Here is a 15,058-nt window from a genome sequence, read left to right as displayed (position 1 = left end):
ACTTTATGCCACGTTTTTTTGCAGTTTTAAAAAAAAGGGATTTTTAACAAGTAAAATATTAAGATCCTTTTACATAATTTTAATATATTCCAAATATTACTGTAAGAATATTCAGAAATAATATACCTACCAAAAACCATTTTTCACCATTTTATCCCTTTAAATGTCATATTTTTCGCGAGTTTTCTCCCTTTGATAATAATATGAAATGATGCAAAAATGAGGTATTCTCATGAAGGAGTTGAGTGTTATGAAAGGTAAGGTATTTTTAGGAACTGCACTATCCATCGGTCTATTATTTTCTGCCATTCCCCATCAAGAAGCTTTAGCGGCAAAAAACGTGTTAAGTGTTGAAAAGTATAATAAGCATAAAGATTCGCTAGAATTCAAGTCTGGGAAACTTACGGACCCATCGCAGCAAACTGCAGAAGATATCATTCTTACCTTTTTTGATAAAAATACAAAGTCTTACAAGCTAGAAAAACAAAAGGCGAAAGACTCCTTTACTATCCAGAAAGAAAGCAAGGATGAACTTGGCAATACTGTCCTTAGATTGCAACAAACGTATAAAGGCGTACCTGTATGGAATTCTACACAAGCTGTAATGATTGACGCTAAAGGTGTTTTGACGGTCGTGTCCGGTACGGTTGAAGCCAATCTAAACACGAAGTTAGGGAAAAAGGCTAAAAAAGGAATCAGTAAATCAGAAGCTATCAAAATAGCGGAAGCAGATCTTGGATTCACTCCTGCCTACGAACAATCACCTGAATCTGAGCTATATGTATATGCAAATGAAGACAAGGCCGATTATGTATATAAAGTTAATTTGAAATTCTTAAGCCCGGAACCTGGAAATCATAATTATTTCATTTCAGTCAAAACGGGTAAAATCTTGAATAAATATAATACACTAGATGAAGTGACGGGAACCAATTCCGTCGGAACGGGCACTGGCGTCTTAAACAACACCGTGTCGTTGAACACTACCTCATCCAACGGTCAATACTATTTACAAGATAATACACGCGGCAAAGGCATTTTCACTTATAATGCCAATAACGGTTCAAAATTGCCTGGTACACTTTTTTCCAACAAGACAAATGCTTTTACTACTTCTACCGATAAAGCTGCGGTGGATGCCCATTTTTATGCAGGTAAAACCTATGATTATTACAAATCCACATTTGGACGGAATTCTTATGATGGAAATGGAACCATCCTGAAATCAACCGTTCATTATGGCTCAAGATACAATAATGCTTTCTGGGATGGCACCCAAATGGTTTACGGAGATGGAGATGGCACGACGTTCATCCCATTGTCCGGCGGTCTGGATGTCGTTGCACATGAACTGACGCATGCTGTGACTTCCTCTGAATCGAATCTTACCTATCAAAATGAATCCGGTGCATTGAATGAAGCGATTTCTGATATTTTTGGCACCGTTGTCGAATTTAAAAATCAAAGTGACAAAGCGGATTATTTGATCGGAGAAGATATTTACACACCTAACATTTCCGGTGATGCACTTCGTTCAATGGCTAATCCAACATTGAATGGTGACCCTGACCATTATTCAAACCGTTATACGGGAACTGCTGATAATGGCGGAGTCCATACGAACAGCGGAATCATAAATAAGGCAGCTTATTTAATCTCTGCCGGCGGAACCCACCATGGCGTGACAGTATCCGGGATCGGCATTGATAAACTAGGGACCATCTTTTATCGGGCCAACACAACTTATTTAACTTCCTCGTCGACTTTTTCACAAGCCAGAGCTGCAGTCGTACAAGCAGCCTCTGATTTATACGGTTCAAGCAGTGCAGAAGTCACAGCTGTCAAAAATGGCTTTACAGCTGTCGGTGTGAATTAAGAGAATTACCTATATGACCGACACCTCCCTTGCTTCAATTTAGCGGAGGTGTTTTTTGTATGTATATATAATATCCAGGTGGCTTAATTTCGGCCGATTGAGGATTATTCTGCCGTTCGACTACTTTTTCCGGCCTTCATGTGAATTATTCCGTCCCACGGAACCTATGATATAAAGGTAGGGCCTCAATAAATATAATAGTGTCATTCCCCAAATGAGTGAGAAAATGATTATTTCCGTAAAATAGTTGCTTTTCTCCTTATTAACTGTCAAGCTTAGATGATCTGGACTATATTGAATAGAACAAGTAGGTGACGAACATGATTGAAGTTAAAACTTCCACACTCAGTGATGGTGAGTTCAATAGAGGCGTATTCGCAACACAAGACATTAAAAAAGGTGAGCTTTTGCATGAAGCACCTGTCATTGCTTATCCAAACGAGGAGCATGTTTTCATAGAGAAAACATTGCTTGCTGATTATGCGTTTGAATATGGAATTAACCATACTGCCATGCTTTTAGGTTATGGCATGCTGTTTAATCACTCTTATACACCAAATGCTACGTACGACATCAACTTTAAGAATCATACATTTGATTTCTTTGCTTACACTGACATAAAGGCAGGAGAAGAAATCCTGATTAATTATAATGGTGAAGTCGATAATGAGGATCCGCTTTGGTTCAATAAAGAAGATAATGGTGAAGATGAAGCTGAATGATCATTGATCACTCATGAAAGCACTTGTACTTTTGACAGACCTGTCCACGGTCTTCGGAAGAAACGAGTGCTTTTCATTTTCCTTTCACCGGGTTCTAATGTTAATGGAAGTCTTCTGATGAAGTCAGGCGTTTTACTTTGTCGTGAAGGTCATCAGGTTCATGAAGCCAAAAACCAGTCGAATCTTGGAAGAATGAAAAGATATAGCTGTTTGATCAAGAAAAAGAGGTCAATGAAAAAAAGCCCCATCAACTTGCATGATTGAGCAAGTTGATGGGGCTTTTCATCTTAATGAGCAGATGGGTCACTTGATTTTGTTTTAGTTATTGATTGGAGTTGGCTCTTAACCTTATCAATGGTTTCTGGTGTGGCTAAGGATTTTATTTGACTCATGGTTTTTTCACGAGTTTTCTTATTGCGCATTAAAAATGCTGCAGCTCCTAACAGGACGGTTCCAATCATTTTGTTTGATGGCATGTGAGTTTCCTCCTTCAAGTTAGTTATAGTTAGTATTCCCTCTATCAACTGATTTAAACTAAAGCATCCTGTTGTGTTCGGTTTCCCTTTTATTTATCCAAATTCAGACTTTCAATATACTTTATGCTTTCAGGACTTTTCACCACTTTTTCAGCTTGATCCGGGTCTGCCTTCGTTTGTTTCATATTGTAGAGTTTATATGTCAACACTCTTTTCACTGACTCGTTAATTCTATCTATTGGAACTTCTCCTGCCTTTACAGCTTCGAGTAATCCGTTATATACCTCAAGCTCATGGGAGTATTCATGACAGACAAGTAACATATCAGCTCCTGCAAGTATTGCCTGCTTCCCCATCTCTTCATAGGAGAAATACTTGTTCACAGCTCCCATTTCCAAATCGTCCGTGACCACAAGCCCTTCATACTTAAGTTTTCCCCGAAGCAGGTCTTCTATGATGACTTTAGAAAGGCTTGCCGGTTTTTCTTTATCATAGGCTGGATATTTGATGTGGGTCACCATCACGAAAAACTTTTGGTTATCCATTTCACTTATGATTTGCTTGAAAGGATAGATATCCGAGTTTTCCAGATCAAGTTGATTTGTTTCCACTGACGATGTTTCGACATGCGGATCGATTTCGCTGCGTCCGTTTCCTGGAAAGTGCTTCAATGCACCAGTTATGGATACATCATTCAAGCCTTGAATGGCTTTCTTTCCGTATTGATAGACCTTTTCCGGATCTTTTCCAAATGAACGCTCATCCTTTTTCGATAGATCAAGAACAGGGGCGAAATTTATGTTAATCCCCATTGATCCAAGTTCTTTCCCATTCAATTTTGCCACCTTGTACATGTCCTCGGCAGATGCATTTTTCCCAAGGTCCTTTTGCGCAGGGAGTGGCGATACCCGTTCCCTCATCCGGATTGTGTCCCCGCCTTCCTGATCGACAGCCACCATGAGCGGAAGCGGATGTAAGCTTTGATCGGCTGTTTGCTGTAGCGAGTTGGATAACTTAGCCACTTGTTCAGGTGACTTCATATTGCGGTCAAAATAAATGACGCCCCCTATATGTTTTTGTTCGATAAGCTCCGTAATTTCACTGTTTTTTTCAGTTCCCTTGAAACCGACCATCATAAGCTGTCCGATTTTCTCTTCAAGCGTCATTTTTCCAAGCATTTTTTCTATTTTCTCATGACTATCCAGATTGGTGTCTTTCCCTTTTTCCGCTCTTGAGTTCACATCGATATTCAACTGAATGAACAATATTGAAAAAGCGAGGATTGTGATGAAAAGCAGGCCCATATACATTTTTTTATTCTTCATGCTTTGACCTTCATTGACATTTTCTCTGTCCTTCCTTGATTACCTTTTGATTTCGTTGAACACTCTCTTAATCATGTTCATAAACGGACAATTCTATAGCATCATTGAGTATTTTTTTGCATAAAGCATTTGCCACGTACCATACTACATACATACCCTATTTCAAAGGAGATGCCCTAAATGGACGGAATCTTGAAGAATCTTGCCGAAACCTTCAGTCATGCAGTCGATTATGCAAAAGAAAAAATAACAGCAATTACAGAAACAACTTCTGTTACAATAGTGGAATTGAGTGAGCACATCATAAATCAGCCTGAAACAAAACTAATCAGGAAAAACCTTTTAGGTATCCCCTTTTCTTTTTATCATTTACAAAAAGAAGGTGTTACGTACTATTTGGAAATGAAAAGCTCACAAATTCTCCAGTTAGATGTTCTAGCGCATGACCATACAATTGTGTCTTACAGGTCTTATCGAGATAAATCCAACTTATCGTCAGCGATTAGATTTCCTAAAACCCTTTTATCCGAATGACTCTGATTCATACTTTGATAATGAATAATAAAAAAGCTGATAACCCCTACATAAGGGGTTATCAGCTTTTTATGTTACCTTCTGCTATAACGAGAAAAAACGGTCCCTTTCCCTCGAAATCCATTGCTCGGCATCTTCTTCATCCTTTTTAACTAAGCGGTTAACGAGGATATCATGCCAAATGTAATTTTCGAGAAAATTGATATGAATGGGATCATCTGTGTAAAACGCCGTTTCTCTATTTTCCGAAGAAGGGCCGTAAATCGTTTCCTTGCCATCAATGGATAGGATAAACCATTTGTTCTCTCCGATATTGTCCACATAGCTGGTTTTGCGATGTATATCTAAACCTGATAATGGGTGTTCAACCTGAAATACAATCCCCTTGAGAGTGCAATGCGCGGCTACCCCTTTAAGCTCTTGTTCAAGTTTCTCATACATCTTGTCCCATAAGGAAACCACCACCCTCCCCTCCGCTTTTTGAATCAAAGTACGGCAAAAGGATAGGATATGCCCTTCACCCTTAAGCGTCATTACACGATTGTCGGACATGGGCTCGATTTTCTCGAATTGCTTTAGTGTATGACTGATGGATTGATAGGTATTGTTCCATTTCGATTGGACGGATTCCAAAAACACTTCGACTGGTAATGGTGAATATTGTATCGAGTCATTAATTTCCTCTTTTAATACGATTCCTTCTTCTTGAAGTCCATTTAATATTTCATAGATACGTGCCCTGGGAATTCCAGATTCCTTGCTTACTTGATAGGCACTGGTTGGACCTTGGCGAACTAAAGAAACATAAGCCTTTGCTTCATATTGACTAAACCCGAGAGACTGTAGTTTTTGAATGATATCTTGCATAGTACCTCCTAGTGCTTTAAGTAAGTTATATGCCTATCATACCAAATCTCCTATCGAAATCTATTCGATTTCAAAAGGTATGGGAACATAACTCATCAGATTCTTATTTACAGAAAGTTTTATATTAGTTACTATCTAAATAGTGACTAATATAAACACTTTGGGTTATGGCTGCCGCAAAAGTAAGCATTTCGGCCATAATGACATTGATACGGAGGCTTCTTGGATGGAAGATATACAAATTTCAACACTCTTGCTGCTGATGTTTTTTGGCTTTTTGGCAGCATTCATTGATTCTGTGGTCGGCGGTGGTGGCCTGATTTCCATACCCGCTTTATTATTTTCTGGACTATCCCCAACGGCCGCGATTGCAACGAATAAGTTAGCAAGTTCCATGGGGTCTTTAACAAGTACCATTGCCTTCATTCGTTCAGGTAAGGTTGATTTTCGGTTCGTGGCCAAACTTTTCCCACTTATTTTCATGGGATCGTTACTAGGTGCTTGGGTTGTCAATTTCGTCTCACCCGAATTATTAAAACCACTGATTTTAGTTCTTTTACTAGTTATAGCCATTTATACCTTTTTAAAAAAAGACTGGGGACAAGAATCGACTTACAAGAGGCTCACATGGCAAAAGGCCGCACTTTTCGCGTTCGCTATATTTGCCATTGGTTTTTATGATGGATTTTTAGGGGCTGGAACGGGGTCTTTCATTTTGTTTGCCTTTTTAATGATTGGCTTTGATTTCTTGCACTCTGCAGGAAACGCAAAATTTTTAAACTTCGGAAGTAATCTGGCAGCACTGATCATGTTCATATTTCTTGATACCGTCAACTTTTCCTATGGAATACCGATGGGGATCTCCATGATAGCAGGAGCATTGGCAGGTTCTAAATTCGCCATTAAAAAGGGCGTGGCATACGTAAGAGTATTATTCATCATCGTTACCGTCATTCTGATCATGAAAAATATAATTGATTACTTAATGGGCGGATAATTAAAAAATTCCGGTTACATCAGAAAAAATAGAATACAGCACCTGATTCCCTCCACAGAATGTGACATATAGGAATTATTTGGGTATATGATAGGTATAGAATGTGTGGAAAGGTGTGATTTGGATGATTGAAAAGTGGAATGGCGAAGATATGGCCGATGTATCGGGGCAAACCATTGTGATTACTGGTGCAAATAGTGGACTTGGCTTCGAAACGGCTTTTGCTCTGGCCGGTAAGGGGGCAGAGATTATTCTTGCCGTCCGGAATGCTTCAAAGGGTGAAAAGGCGGTCGATAGAATCATCTCGGTGCATCCTAAAGCGAATGTACGCGTGATGCAGCTGGATTTAAGTGATTTAAGCAGCATTCGGCATTTTGCTGATTCCTTTAAGGAAAACTATGATTCACTCTCCGTCCTTATCAATAACGCAGGTGTGATGATTCCGCCATACAGCAAGACGAAGGATGGTTTCGAGCTGCAATTCGGGTGCAATCATCTCGGTCATTTTGCATTGACAGGCCTCCTTCTTCCGCGTATCCTTTCTACACCAAAATCGCGGGTCGTCACACTGAGCAGCTTGGCCGCCATCAATGGATTCATAGACTTCGGAAATCTAAATGGTGAAAACGGTTATAAACCGATGAAATACTATGGGCAAAGCAAGCTGGCCAATCTTCTCTTTGCCCGCGAATTACAGAACAAGTTCAACCAGCATGAAGCAAACCCGATTAGCATTGCCTGTCATCCAGGCCTTTCCCATACTAATCTCATGTCACGCGGATCTGGCAAACCCATGAATAGGTTCGTCCACTTTCTTTCCAAAACCATCACCCAGCCGGCAAATATGGGAGCACTCCCTACTCTTTATGCCGCAACGGAACCTACATTAACAGGCGGGGAGTATATTGGACCCGATGGAAAGAAAAGCAGAAAAGGCTTTCCTAGAAAAGATACTATCATCGATACCTTGTATAATGAAGAAACTTCGAAAAGATTATGGGATATTTCGGAAACCATGACAGGGGTCAAATATCGTTTCAGTGAAAGCGCTACGCCAAAATGACTCAATGTTTCAAAGAATCCCCTCTTTTCGTATATGTGTATCTCTAACAAAATGAAGCTCCCCTAATTTACATTTACAAAGGGTCAGGAATTAGGACAGACAAGAAACAGACGGTATGGGGAAATTATAAAGGATCCACAGGTGGTTCTATTATAAAGATGTAAAAAGGAGTAGGGGACATGAACAAGATTTAAAAAGTGGTAGCTGGAATCTTAGTGTTGGAACAATGGGTATGTCCCATTCTTCAACCATGCTCCTGCAAAGAAGTAAAATCGACGAACAAAGCCGAAGTTCTAGACAGCGACAAATAAGATTTAATGAAAGGGGCCCTGGAAAAGGATTCTTTCTATATTTGCTTTACTCTAATGAAAAGAATTCTTCATACAGGTGGTTTACTTTCATTAGTCACTAAACAAAATGGGCTTATAGTTTAAGTCTGCTGCCCTTTAAATAGCAAAAAGAAAGAGGGAGCATAATGCCCCCTCTTTTCACTTCCATCATTCAGCGTCAAAAACTTCGACTTTTTCCATTTTGTCGCCATTTTTCATAGCTTTGGCTGTTTCAAGTCCAGATGTCACTTTACCGAATACTGTGTGAACACCGTTAAGATGCGGTTGTGGCGCGTGCACGATAAAGAATTGGCTTGAGCCAGTATCTTTTCCAGCATGTGCCATGGATAGGCTGCCTGCCTCATGTTTGTGAGGGTTTCCTACTGTTTCACATTTGATTTGCTTGCCGCTTCCGCCTGCACCTGTACCTGTAGGATCTCCGCCTTGGCTTACGAAACCAGGGATTACACGATGAAAGACTACACCATTATAAAATCCTGTGTTTGCTAAGTTTTCGAAGTTAGCCACTGTGTTCGGTGCTTCGTTCGGGAAAAGGTCGAATTCGATCTTTTCTCCATTTTCCATAAGTATGTATCCTTTTTTAGCCATGTAAAACATCTCCTTTAATATGAACTGAATCAAATCTAATAGTACCATTTTTAGAAGTAGAAAGAAAAGGAAGCCTACTTATTTCGAATTGTATCATTATACTTTATGACGTTTTTTCTTCTATAATGGGGTAGATTCAGTATAAAAGGGGGAACGAACCATGATACAGCAATTTGATGCATTGGTTGTAAACAAGCAAGATGATCAATTTTCCGTTAATATTCAGCAACTATCACTTGATGATTTACCACAAGGGGAAGTGCTCATCCGTGTCCATTATTCTGGTGTGAACTATAAAGATAGCCTCGCCAGCATTCCAAATGGAAACATTGTCAGCAGCTATCCAATCGTTCCAGGAATTGATATGGCTGGTATAGTCGTTTCATCTGAGGATTCCCGGTTTCAGGAAGGCGACGAAGTCATTGCAACCTCCTACGGGATTGGCGTTTCACAATCCGGCGGCTATAGTCAATTTGCCCGTGTTCCTGCAGATTGGATCGTTCCACTTCCTGATGGCCTTACAATGAGAGAGGCGATGATCATCGGAACTGCTGGTTTCACTGCTGCCTTATCAGTTCTGCGCCTGGAAGAAAATAACCTCACCCCTAAGCAAGGGAGCGTTCTCGTCACTGGTGCAACTGGCGGGGTAGGCAGTTTCGCTGTCTCGATCCTTGCCAAACTTGGCTATTCAGTGGAAGCAAGTACAGGAAAGGAATCGGAACATGGATACCTAAAGGAAATCGGAGCGACGACCATTGTATCACGTGAAGATGTATATGATGGCAAGCTGCGCGCACTGGGCAAACAGAAGTGGAGCGGGGCGGTAGATCCCGTTGGCGGTGAACCGTTAGCCTCGGTCCTTAGCCAAATCAAATATGGCGGATCTGTAGCGGTAAGCGGATTAACAGCTGGCACAAGCCTTCCTGCCACTGTCTTTCCATTTATCTTAAGAGGTGTTAATTTACTTGGGGTCGATTCGGTCAATTGCCCGATGGATACAAGATTGAAAGTTTGGCATCGCCTTGCCACCGACTTTAAACTTGCACATTTAGAACAGCTCGTTCAACAGGAAATTACTATTAAAGAATTGCCTGACATCCTTCCTACCCTATTAAAAGGGGAAGCAAGAGGCAGAACGATCGTTAAGCTATAATCCAAAAAGTGACGAAAGCATGGCTTCTCGTCACTTTTCATTGTGAACTCTCATTGAGGGGGAGAATGATTTCTACAATCGTCCCTTTTCCCACTTCGCTACTGAAATGAATTTCCCCATTATGCCCATGAATGATTTTAGTACTGACCATGAGCCCCAACCCAGTTCCTTTTTCCGTGGTGCTATAAAAAGGCTGCCCCAAATGCTTCATGCGCTCTTTTGAGATTCCACATCCTTGATCAATGAATCGGATCATCGCGTTGGCTCCCTCATAGTTTAACTGTATATGAAGTTTGCCGCCTTTAGGCATGGCTTCAATCGCATTATTGACGACATTCGTGAAAACCTGTTTTAACTGATTCGGTTCGCCAATGACAGATCCTAAACCCGTATTATATTCCTTGATGATTTCAACATCATACAATATCGCTTGAAACTCGGCTAATGTAATCACACTATCCAAAATATCGTTAAGCTGAATCGATTCACAAACCTTCGCTTCAGGCTCTGCTAAACTTAAAAATTCATTGGCCAGTATTTCAATTTTCTCAACTTCGCTGACCGTCATTTCAAGATAGTCCTTTTGCTCAGGGTATTCCCTTAATAATTGTAAAAATCCTTTGACCGTAGTTAATGGATTTCTTATTTCATGTGCGATACCCGCAGCCATCTGTCCAACGGCCGATAACATATTGGATTTACAAAGCAGCTCTTCGGTCTTTTTACGCTCCGTAATATCCCTGCAGAATACCTGTATGGCTGGATGACCTTTATAAATAATCGGAAGACCGAGTGTTTCTCCATAAAATACTTGCCCGTCAAGTCGAATGAACTTTTGTTCCAGTAAACCAACCGCCTGATAATCGTCCCTCATTATCTCGATTCTTTTTTGTACACTTTCCCGGGAATCCAGGTGAACGAACTGAAAGACCGACTTACCGATAATATCTTCCACACTATCCATCCCCAGCATTTTTGCCCCCATGGGATTCATATACTCTATTATCCCATCACGATGTACAAAAATCGCTTCAGGTGATACCTCTACTAAACTGCGATACCTTTGTTCACTTTCCTTCAAGGCAGCTTCAGCAAGCTTTTGGTTCGTGATATCCCGATAAACGAAGACCAGTGCGGACGGCTCATTTTCATTAACCCGGATATTAAACAGGGAGATGCTCACATTGATTAACCGGCCATCCTTCCTTTGCCTGACCGTTTCAAAGCCTTTCTTTTTTACCCCTGCCCTAATCTGGTCATGCAATTCATTGGCTGATTCCTTCAAGAATTCAGGAATAATTGGATATGGCATGCCAATGAGCTCATCATTCTTCCAACCGAAAAACTCTTCAAAAGCTGCATTTACTTGAAGGGTCTTTCCTTCCAGATCAACAATGGATATGGCGTCCGGGTTGTTCTCCATGAATGACTTAAGTTTCTCTGTATCATCCACCGACTGTTTTCCCATTTGCCCTTGTCCATAATTAATAAGCCTTTTACTCATCAAATTTTTTTATTCCTTTCTTATCCGGAAATTTACAGTCTCAATTTTACAGTATCAGTAAATCATTTGCCAGTTTTATCATATGATATTTCGATTACATGCTTGACACACAAAGAGGCCAAACCTTTATAAAGGTTCAGCCTCTTTCCTAAAATGTATTATAAATATTTTCACATTCTTCACCTGTTGGCTCATAAAAGCAATGAAGCTTGAAACGCCCAACCAGGGGCTGATTATACCAAGTTGCCGGACAATCTCCCGGTGGCCTGAAGTACCATAGGCTAAATTTCGAGGGCCATAGCCTTTCACCATTTAGACTGCGACGTGCAAGCCTTATTTCCCTTTCCCTTGCTCGTTGATAAAAATACCCCTTCTGCACAGCTTCAAAGGCATGTTCCTGATAAATCATGTCTGGAACCGTCCTCAACCCTTTGAAATCGGAACAATTAGCCCTAATCCGATTGATCCCTACATTCCCGATCATCAACATGCCTTGATCACCTTCACCCTCGCCTTCAGCTCTAAGCAATCTTGCCAATAAGGCACGATCGGCAGCAGTGCTCTTTACAACAGCCATCCTATCACCTCCACTTTTTTATCCTATGCCCCAGATATGGAAAAATACTCCGTTTTTTCACAAAAACTTCATATAAAGTACACGTCCCATCAATAATAAAACATTATACTTAAGTAAGGCTGGGTAGCACGCGTGGCTATCATGGTATTTGGCGAAGGCGGGGCCGATACTTTCTTTCTACATATAAAAAGGCGGCACATATTATGCCGCCTTCAAACTGTAGACAAACTCGATAAATAATTGAGTTTGTCTACAGTTTTTTTGAGGGTTTGTAACTTTTGAACGTTGATTGGAACGTAGGGCACTCGCTTTCCGCGGACGGTCCACCCTCGGTGCCCTTTGCAGCTTTTCCCGCAGGAGACTCGCACACCCGTTCAAATCAACTTTGTTTTTGACATGTATAAAGAACTCTTTTTGCAGTCAATTAACGATCACAGTCGTTTGAAAGGCTGGATGCAACGATTATGGCGTGGCAACAAAATACCTCGCTCATTATTTGAGTTGGTTTCATTACTTGGATATAGTTAGACATCTACTTTTTTTAGTAATTAGAATGTATATAAAGGAGGATAAAAACTTGCGTAACCAGCAGTGGAGCAAAGTAAAGAAAAAGTTAGATAGTTTTATCTGTGACTCCCTGAAAAATAGAGTACAGTTTACTGTTACGAATTATCGAAAGGCTCATGACCAATTAGGAAGAGCTTTCATTACTGTTGATAAAAAGGAAATCCTAAACATGTGTACGATAACATCTGATATAGAAATGTATCGAAAAGAAAATGAAATAAGAAATGCTCAAAGTATTGAATACGATGTCTATAATGGACATCAAAACTATCAGATAGGGATACAAGCACATGAAATGATTAAAGCTGAAGGGTTTTTTGCACAGTATGACTTTTTCGATGCAGTTGAAGAATACTTTAATTTACCAATAGAAAAGGCATTGAAATCAGATGATATGGTTATTAAGATTCTTTCTTTGGTAGATAGAAGAGTGGGAAAGCGAACTTTAGAAGGAATGAAAGAATCAATACAAAATGAAAAGGAAATTATCCAGTATTTTTATAACTTGCGATGCGAAGCAGATAGAATAATGAAGCTTTATAAAAAGTTTCGATAAGGAAGAAGAGTAAGAAATTAAAGAAAGTACTTCAAATCCAATAAAAAATCAAAAAGGTTTCAGAATGAGAACATTCCGAAACCTTTTGTTCTAAAGTCTGAGGCGGCACATATTGTGCCGCCTTTTACTCTTGCCCCATCATTCTTTCTCTTCAAATGCAGCTTCAAACGCCAATGATACCTTTTCGAACTCTTCATCCGATTCGATATCGAGCAGCTCACCTTCGCCTTCGACCCTGAAAAAGAAAATATCGATATCTTCCTCTGTATCTTCTTCAATATCTTCAAGCAAACCTACTGCTACATATTCCGTTCCTTCTACATCCAATGATCCTAAAACCTCAACTTCATGGCCTTCATCATTGTCATCAGTAAGGGTGAAAACCTCACCTTCACGAATATTACCCATATTACCTCTCCTCCCATATCCATTAAATAATGGAGTTGTTTCAATAGTATATCGACTATTCCATATAGAAACAAATTTTTGCCCTGGAAAAAAATAAATTCTTTTCTTTTCATGAAAAGAATCCATTAAAATGGGAAAATACCCCTAAAAAGCGAACGAAATATTAATACCTTACCAATATATAGTATAGACGGAAGGAGGTTATAGGATGAGTGACCAAAATGATTTAATTTACAGCATCAAACTTTTCTTAAAGGGAGAGAAACAGGCATACGACGAGCTATATGAAAAAACTATTCAAAGTGTCTATAGAAACGTTCACTTTCTTATAGACGAAAAAGCGGATATTGACGATGTGATTCAGGACATCTACATAGAGGTCTTTAAGTCTCTTCGTAAATATGATTGCGAAAGACCTTTCAAACCATGGTTAATGGGGATTGTCATACGGCAGCTTCAAACCTATCGACGGAAAAGATGGATGCGCCTAAGGATTTCTAAAAAGGCAGAAGCAGAAGTAGCAGTACGAATCAATGTTCCAGATTTTTCTCATGACATTGTTGATAAAATTTCTAATCAACAACTCGTAGATTTAGTAAACCAGTTACCTTACAAGCTAAAACAAGTCGTAATTCTTCGCTACTTAAATGATTATTCACAAGAAGAGGTAGCCAGAATTTTAGAAATCCCGATTGGAACCGTTAAATCCAGGATTCACGCTTCTTTAAGAAAGTTGAATGCGAAAGGAAAAGAAAGTCAATTATTTTTAGAGAAAGTGAGGAATGTATAATGAACAATCTTCATAATCAATTAAGGGAAGCGTTATATGAAGAAAGTAAGAGCCTAAATCCTTCACCAGAACTAAAAGTGAAAGTAATGAGTACAATAACAACTAATCGAGGAAAAAGAAAAAAATATTTAATAACAAGCGTGCTAATTGCTTCACTGTTACTCCCAACCAGTGCTTTCGCCTATCAATCCTTCCTGGCTGATGATCTATACGGATCATTCGAGCAGGTAAAAAAGCATTTGGCTAATGCTACCATGGAGGGATATCTCCTTTTCGATGCAAAACTGTCCCAAGCTAAAGGTGAATTGGGAAAAGAAGAGTATGCTGATTTCAAAGAATTATTACATGTAGTAACTGAGTCTAAACTAGACTATGGAGATGCAAACGGCAATATTGATTACGACCAACTTCCTTCAAGAAAAATCGCTGAATTAAAAACAGCTTTTATGGAAATACAGCCATATTTCGATAAATTAAACGGACTAGTATCCAGTGAAGAGTTGTTAACGGCTGAGGAATACGAAACGTATATTGAGGCTCTTATGACATATGAAAAAATTGCCGTGCAAAGTGGGAGTGAAAACGGCTCAGTTAATGTCGATGACTTACCTGCCAATCTTCAAGCTGAATTTCAAGAAGCAAGGGATTTCATGGATTATGTAAATGAGATGCAAATTCAATGAAGTAGAAAGAGTTCTCCACTAT

16 protein-coding genes and 1 pseudogene are annotated in these 15,058 nt (G+C 39.7%); 10 read left to right on the top strand and 7 right to left on the bottom strand.

Annotated elements, in window-relative coordinates; translation table 11 throughout:
- Positions 1–250 precede the first annotated feature (250 nt).
- Both ACQKKK_RS18450 and ACQKKK_RS18445 read left to right on the top strand, forming a co-directional pair.
- Positions 251–1,876: a M4 family metallopeptidase gene (locus tag ACQKKK_RS18450; RefSeq protein ID WP_427618006.1), complete on the top strand. Its 1,626-nt coding sequence runs from the start codon at positions 251–253 to the stop codon at positions 1,874–1,876.
- 320 nt (positions 1,877–2,196) lie between these two features.
- Positions 2,197–2,598 (top strand): SET domain-containing protein, encoded by a 402-nt coding sequence (locus tag ACQKKK_RS18445; RefSeq protein ID WP_056523115.1) that lies wholly within the window; start codon positions 2,197–2,199, stop codon positions 2,596–2,598.
- 287 nt (positions 2,599–2,885) lie between these two features.
- Here the strand turns inward: ACQKKK_RS18445 and ACQKKK_RS18440 are convergent, their stop codons facing one another.
- Together ACQKKK_RS18440 and nagZ are read right to left on the bottom strand one after the other, a co-directional pair.
- Positions 2,886–3,074 carry a hypothetical protein gene (locus tag ACQKKK_RS18440; RefSeq protein WP_427618004.1) on the bottom strand — a complete coding sequence of 63 codons (189 nt, stop codon included), beginning with the start codon at positions 3,072–3,074 and terminating at the stop codon, positions 2,886–2,888.
- A gap of 89 nt (positions 3,075–3,163) precedes the next feature.
- Complete coding sequence (gene nagZ / locus ACQKKK_RS18435) at positions 3,164–4,399, bottom strand: beta-N-acetylhexosaminidase (protein ID WP_427618002.1); 1,236 nt, start codon at positions 4,397–4,399, stop codon at positions 3,164–3,166.
- Between the two features lie 180 nt (positions 4,400–4,579).
- Here nagZ and ACQKKK_RS18430 point away from each other — a divergent pair, with 180 nt between their 5' ends.
- On the top strand, positions 4,580–4,933 hold the full coding sequence (locus ACQKKK_RS18430) for a hypothetical protein (RefSeq protein ID WP_427618000.1): 354 nt from the start codon (positions 4,580–4,582) through the stop codon (positions 4,931–4,933).
- An 84-nt stretch (positions 4,934–5,017) separates the two neighbouring features.
- Here ACQKKK_RS18430 and ACQKKK_RS18425 read toward each other — a convergent pair whose 3' ends face one another.
- Positions 5,018–5,800 (bottom strand): TrmB family transcriptional regulator, encoded by a 783-nt coding sequence (locus tag ACQKKK_RS18425; protein WP_427617998.1) that lies wholly within the window; start codon positions 5,798–5,800, stop codon positions 5,018–5,020.
- Positions 5,801–6,026: 226 nt separating this feature from the next.
- Between ACQKKK_RS18425 and ACQKKK_RS18420 the strand changes: the two genes are divergently transcribed.
- Positions 6,027–6,797 carry a TSUP family transporter gene (locus tag ACQKKK_RS18420; protein WP_427617996.1) on the top strand — a complete coding sequence of 257 codons (771 nt, stop codon included), beginning with the start codon at positions 6,027–6,029 and terminating at the stop codon, positions 6,795–6,797.
- Between the two features lie 124 nt (positions 6,798–6,921).
- Entirely contained in the window at positions 6,922–7,860 is a 939-nt protein-coding gene (locus tag ACQKKK_RS18415; protein ID WP_427617994.1) for an oxidoreductase, read from the top strand.
- 497 nt (positions 7,861–8,357) lie between these two features.
- Here ACQKKK_RS18415 and ACQKKK_RS18410 read toward each other — a convergent pair whose 3' ends face one another.
- Positions 8,358–8,798: a peptidylprolyl isomerase gene (locus tag ACQKKK_RS18410; RefSeq protein WP_427617992.1), complete on the bottom strand. Its 441-nt coding sequence runs from the start codon at positions 8,796–8,798 to the stop codon at positions 8,358–8,360.
- A 160-nt stretch (positions 8,799–8,958) separates the two neighbouring features.
- Between ACQKKK_RS18410 and ACQKKK_RS18405 the strand changes: the two genes are divergently transcribed.
- Positions 8,959–9,951: an NADPH:quinone oxidoreductase family protein gene (locus tag ACQKKK_RS18405; protein WP_427617991.1), complete on the top strand. Its 993-nt coding sequence runs from the start codon at positions 8,959–8,961 to the stop codon at positions 9,949–9,951.
- A gap of 37 nt (positions 9,952–9,988) precedes the next feature.
- Here the strand turns inward: ACQKKK_RS18405 and ACQKKK_RS18400 are convergent, their stop codons facing one another.
- Together ACQKKK_RS18400 and ACQKKK_RS18395 are read right to left on the bottom strand one after the other, a co-directional pair.
- Positions 9,989–11,455 carry a PAS domain-containing sensor histidine kinase gene (locus ACQKKK_RS18400; protein WP_427617989.1) on the bottom strand — a complete coding sequence of 489 codons (1,467 nt, stop codon included), beginning with the start codon at positions 11,453–11,455 and terminating at the stop codon, positions 9,989–9,991.
- Positions 11,456–11,603: 148 nt separating this feature from the next.
- Entirely contained in the window at positions 11,604–12,032 is a 429-nt protein-coding gene (locus ACQKKK_RS18395; protein ID WP_427617987.1) for a cell wall hydrolase, read from the bottom strand.
- A gap of 426 nt (positions 12,033–12,458) precedes the next feature.
- Here ACQKKK_RS18395 and ACQKKK_RS18390 point away from each other — a divergent pair.
- Both ACQKKK_RS18390 and ACQKKK_RS18385 read left to right on the top strand, forming a co-directional pair.
- Positions 12,459–12,564, top strand: a pseudogene (locus ACQKKK_RS18390) (IS1595 family transposase); the annotation flags it as partial.
- Between the two features lie 45 nt (positions 12,565–12,609).
- Positions 12,610–13,155 (top strand): SF0329 family protein, encoded by a 546-nt coding sequence (locus ACQKKK_RS18385; protein ID WP_427618069.1) that lies wholly within the window; start codon positions 12,610–12,612, stop codon positions 13,153–13,155.
- Positions 13,156–13,293: 138 nt separating this feature from the next.
- Here the strand turns inward: ACQKKK_RS18385 and ACQKKK_RS18380 are convergent, their stop codons facing one another.
- Entirely contained in the window at positions 13,294–13,563 is a 270-nt protein-coding gene (locus ACQKKK_RS18380; protein WP_089361813.1) for a DUF1292 domain-containing protein, read from the bottom strand.
- A 208-nt stretch (positions 13,564–13,771) separates the two neighbouring features.
- Between ACQKKK_RS18380 and ACQKKK_RS18375 the strand changes: the two genes are divergently transcribed.
- Both ACQKKK_RS18375 and ACQKKK_RS18370 read left to right on the top strand, forming a co-directional pair.
- Complete coding sequence (locus ACQKKK_RS18375; protein ID WP_427617986.1) at positions 13,772–14,353, top strand: sigma-70 family RNA polymerase sigma factor; 582 nt, start codon at positions 13,772–13,774, stop codon at positions 14,351–14,353.
- On the top strand, positions 14,353–15,036 hold the full coding sequence (locus tag ACQKKK_RS18370; protein WP_089361815.1) for a DUF3600 domain-containing protein: 684 nt from the start codon (positions 14,353–14,355) through the stop codon (positions 15,034–15,036). The genes ACQKKK_RS18375 and ACQKKK_RS18370 overlap by 1 nt, the downstream gene beginning before the upstream one ends.
- Positions 15,037–15,058 lie beyond the last annotated feature (22 nt).

This window comes from Peribacillus sp. NPDC006672 (assembly GCF_050274955.1).
Classification (GTDB): domain Bacteria; phylum Bacillota; class Bacilli; order Bacillales; family DSM-1321; genus Peribacillus.
Note: the sequence above shows the minus strand (reverse complement) of the source record. Positions and strands in the feature narration are given on the sequence as shown.

Coding starts and splice junctions, on each gene's coding strand:
- ACQKKK_RS18450 (WP_427618006.1), top strand. CDS start 251: ATGAAAGGTAAGGTATTTTTAGGAACTGCACTATCCATCGGTCTATTA.
- ACQKKK_RS18445 (WP_056523115.1), top strand. CDS start 2,197: ATGATTGAAGTTAAAACTTCCACACTCAGTGATGGTGAGTTCAATAGA.
- ACQKKK_RS18440 (WP_427618004.1), bottom strand. CDS start 3,074: ATGCCATCAAACAAAATGATTGGAACCGTCCTGTTAGGAGCTGCAGCA.
- nagZ (WP_427618002.1), bottom strand. CDS start 4,399: ATGAAGAATAAAAAAATGTATATGGGCCTGCTTTTCATCACAATCCTC.
- ACQKKK_RS18430 (WP_427618000.1), top strand. CDS start 4,580: ATGGACGGAATCTTGAAGAATCTTGCCGAAACCTTCAGTCATGCAGTC.
- ACQKKK_RS18425 (WP_427617998.1), bottom strand. CDS start 5,800: ATGCAAGATATCATTCAAAAACTACAGTCTCTCGGGTTTAGTCAATAT.
- ACQKKK_RS18420 (WP_427617996.1), top strand. CDS start 6,027: ATGGAAGATATACAAATTTCAACACTCTTGCTGCTGATGTTTTTTGGC.
- ACQKKK_RS18415 (WP_427617994.1), top strand. CDS start 6,922: ATGATTGAAAAGTGGAATGGCGAAGATATGGCCGATGTATCGGGGCAA.
- ACQKKK_RS18410 (WP_427617992.1), bottom strand. CDS start 8,798: ATGGCTAAAAAAGGATACATACTTATGGAAAATGGAGAAAAGATCGAA.
- ACQKKK_RS18405 (WP_427617991.1), top strand. CDS start 8,959: ATGATACAGCAATTTGATGCATTGGTTGTAAACAAGCAAGATGATCAA.
- ACQKKK_RS18400 (WP_427617989.1), bottom strand. CDS start 11,455: ATGAGTAAAAGGCTTATTAATTATGGACAAGGGCAAATGGGAAAACAG.
- ACQKKK_RS18395 (WP_427617987.1), bottom strand. CDS start 12,032: ATGGCTGTTGTAAAGAGCACTGCTGCCGATCGTGCCTTATTGGCAAGA.
- ACQKKK_RS18380 (WP_089361813.1), bottom strand. CDS start 13,563: ATGGGTAATATTCGTGAAGGTGAGGTTTTCACCCTTACTGATGACAAT.
- ACQKKK_RS18375 (WP_427617986.1), top strand. CDS start 13,772: ATGAGTGACCAAAATGATTTAATTTACAGCATCAAACTTTTCTTAAAG.
- ACQKKK_RS18370 (WP_089361815.1), top strand. CDS start 14,353: ATGAACAATCTTCATAATCAATTAAGGGAAGCGTTATATGAAGAAAGT.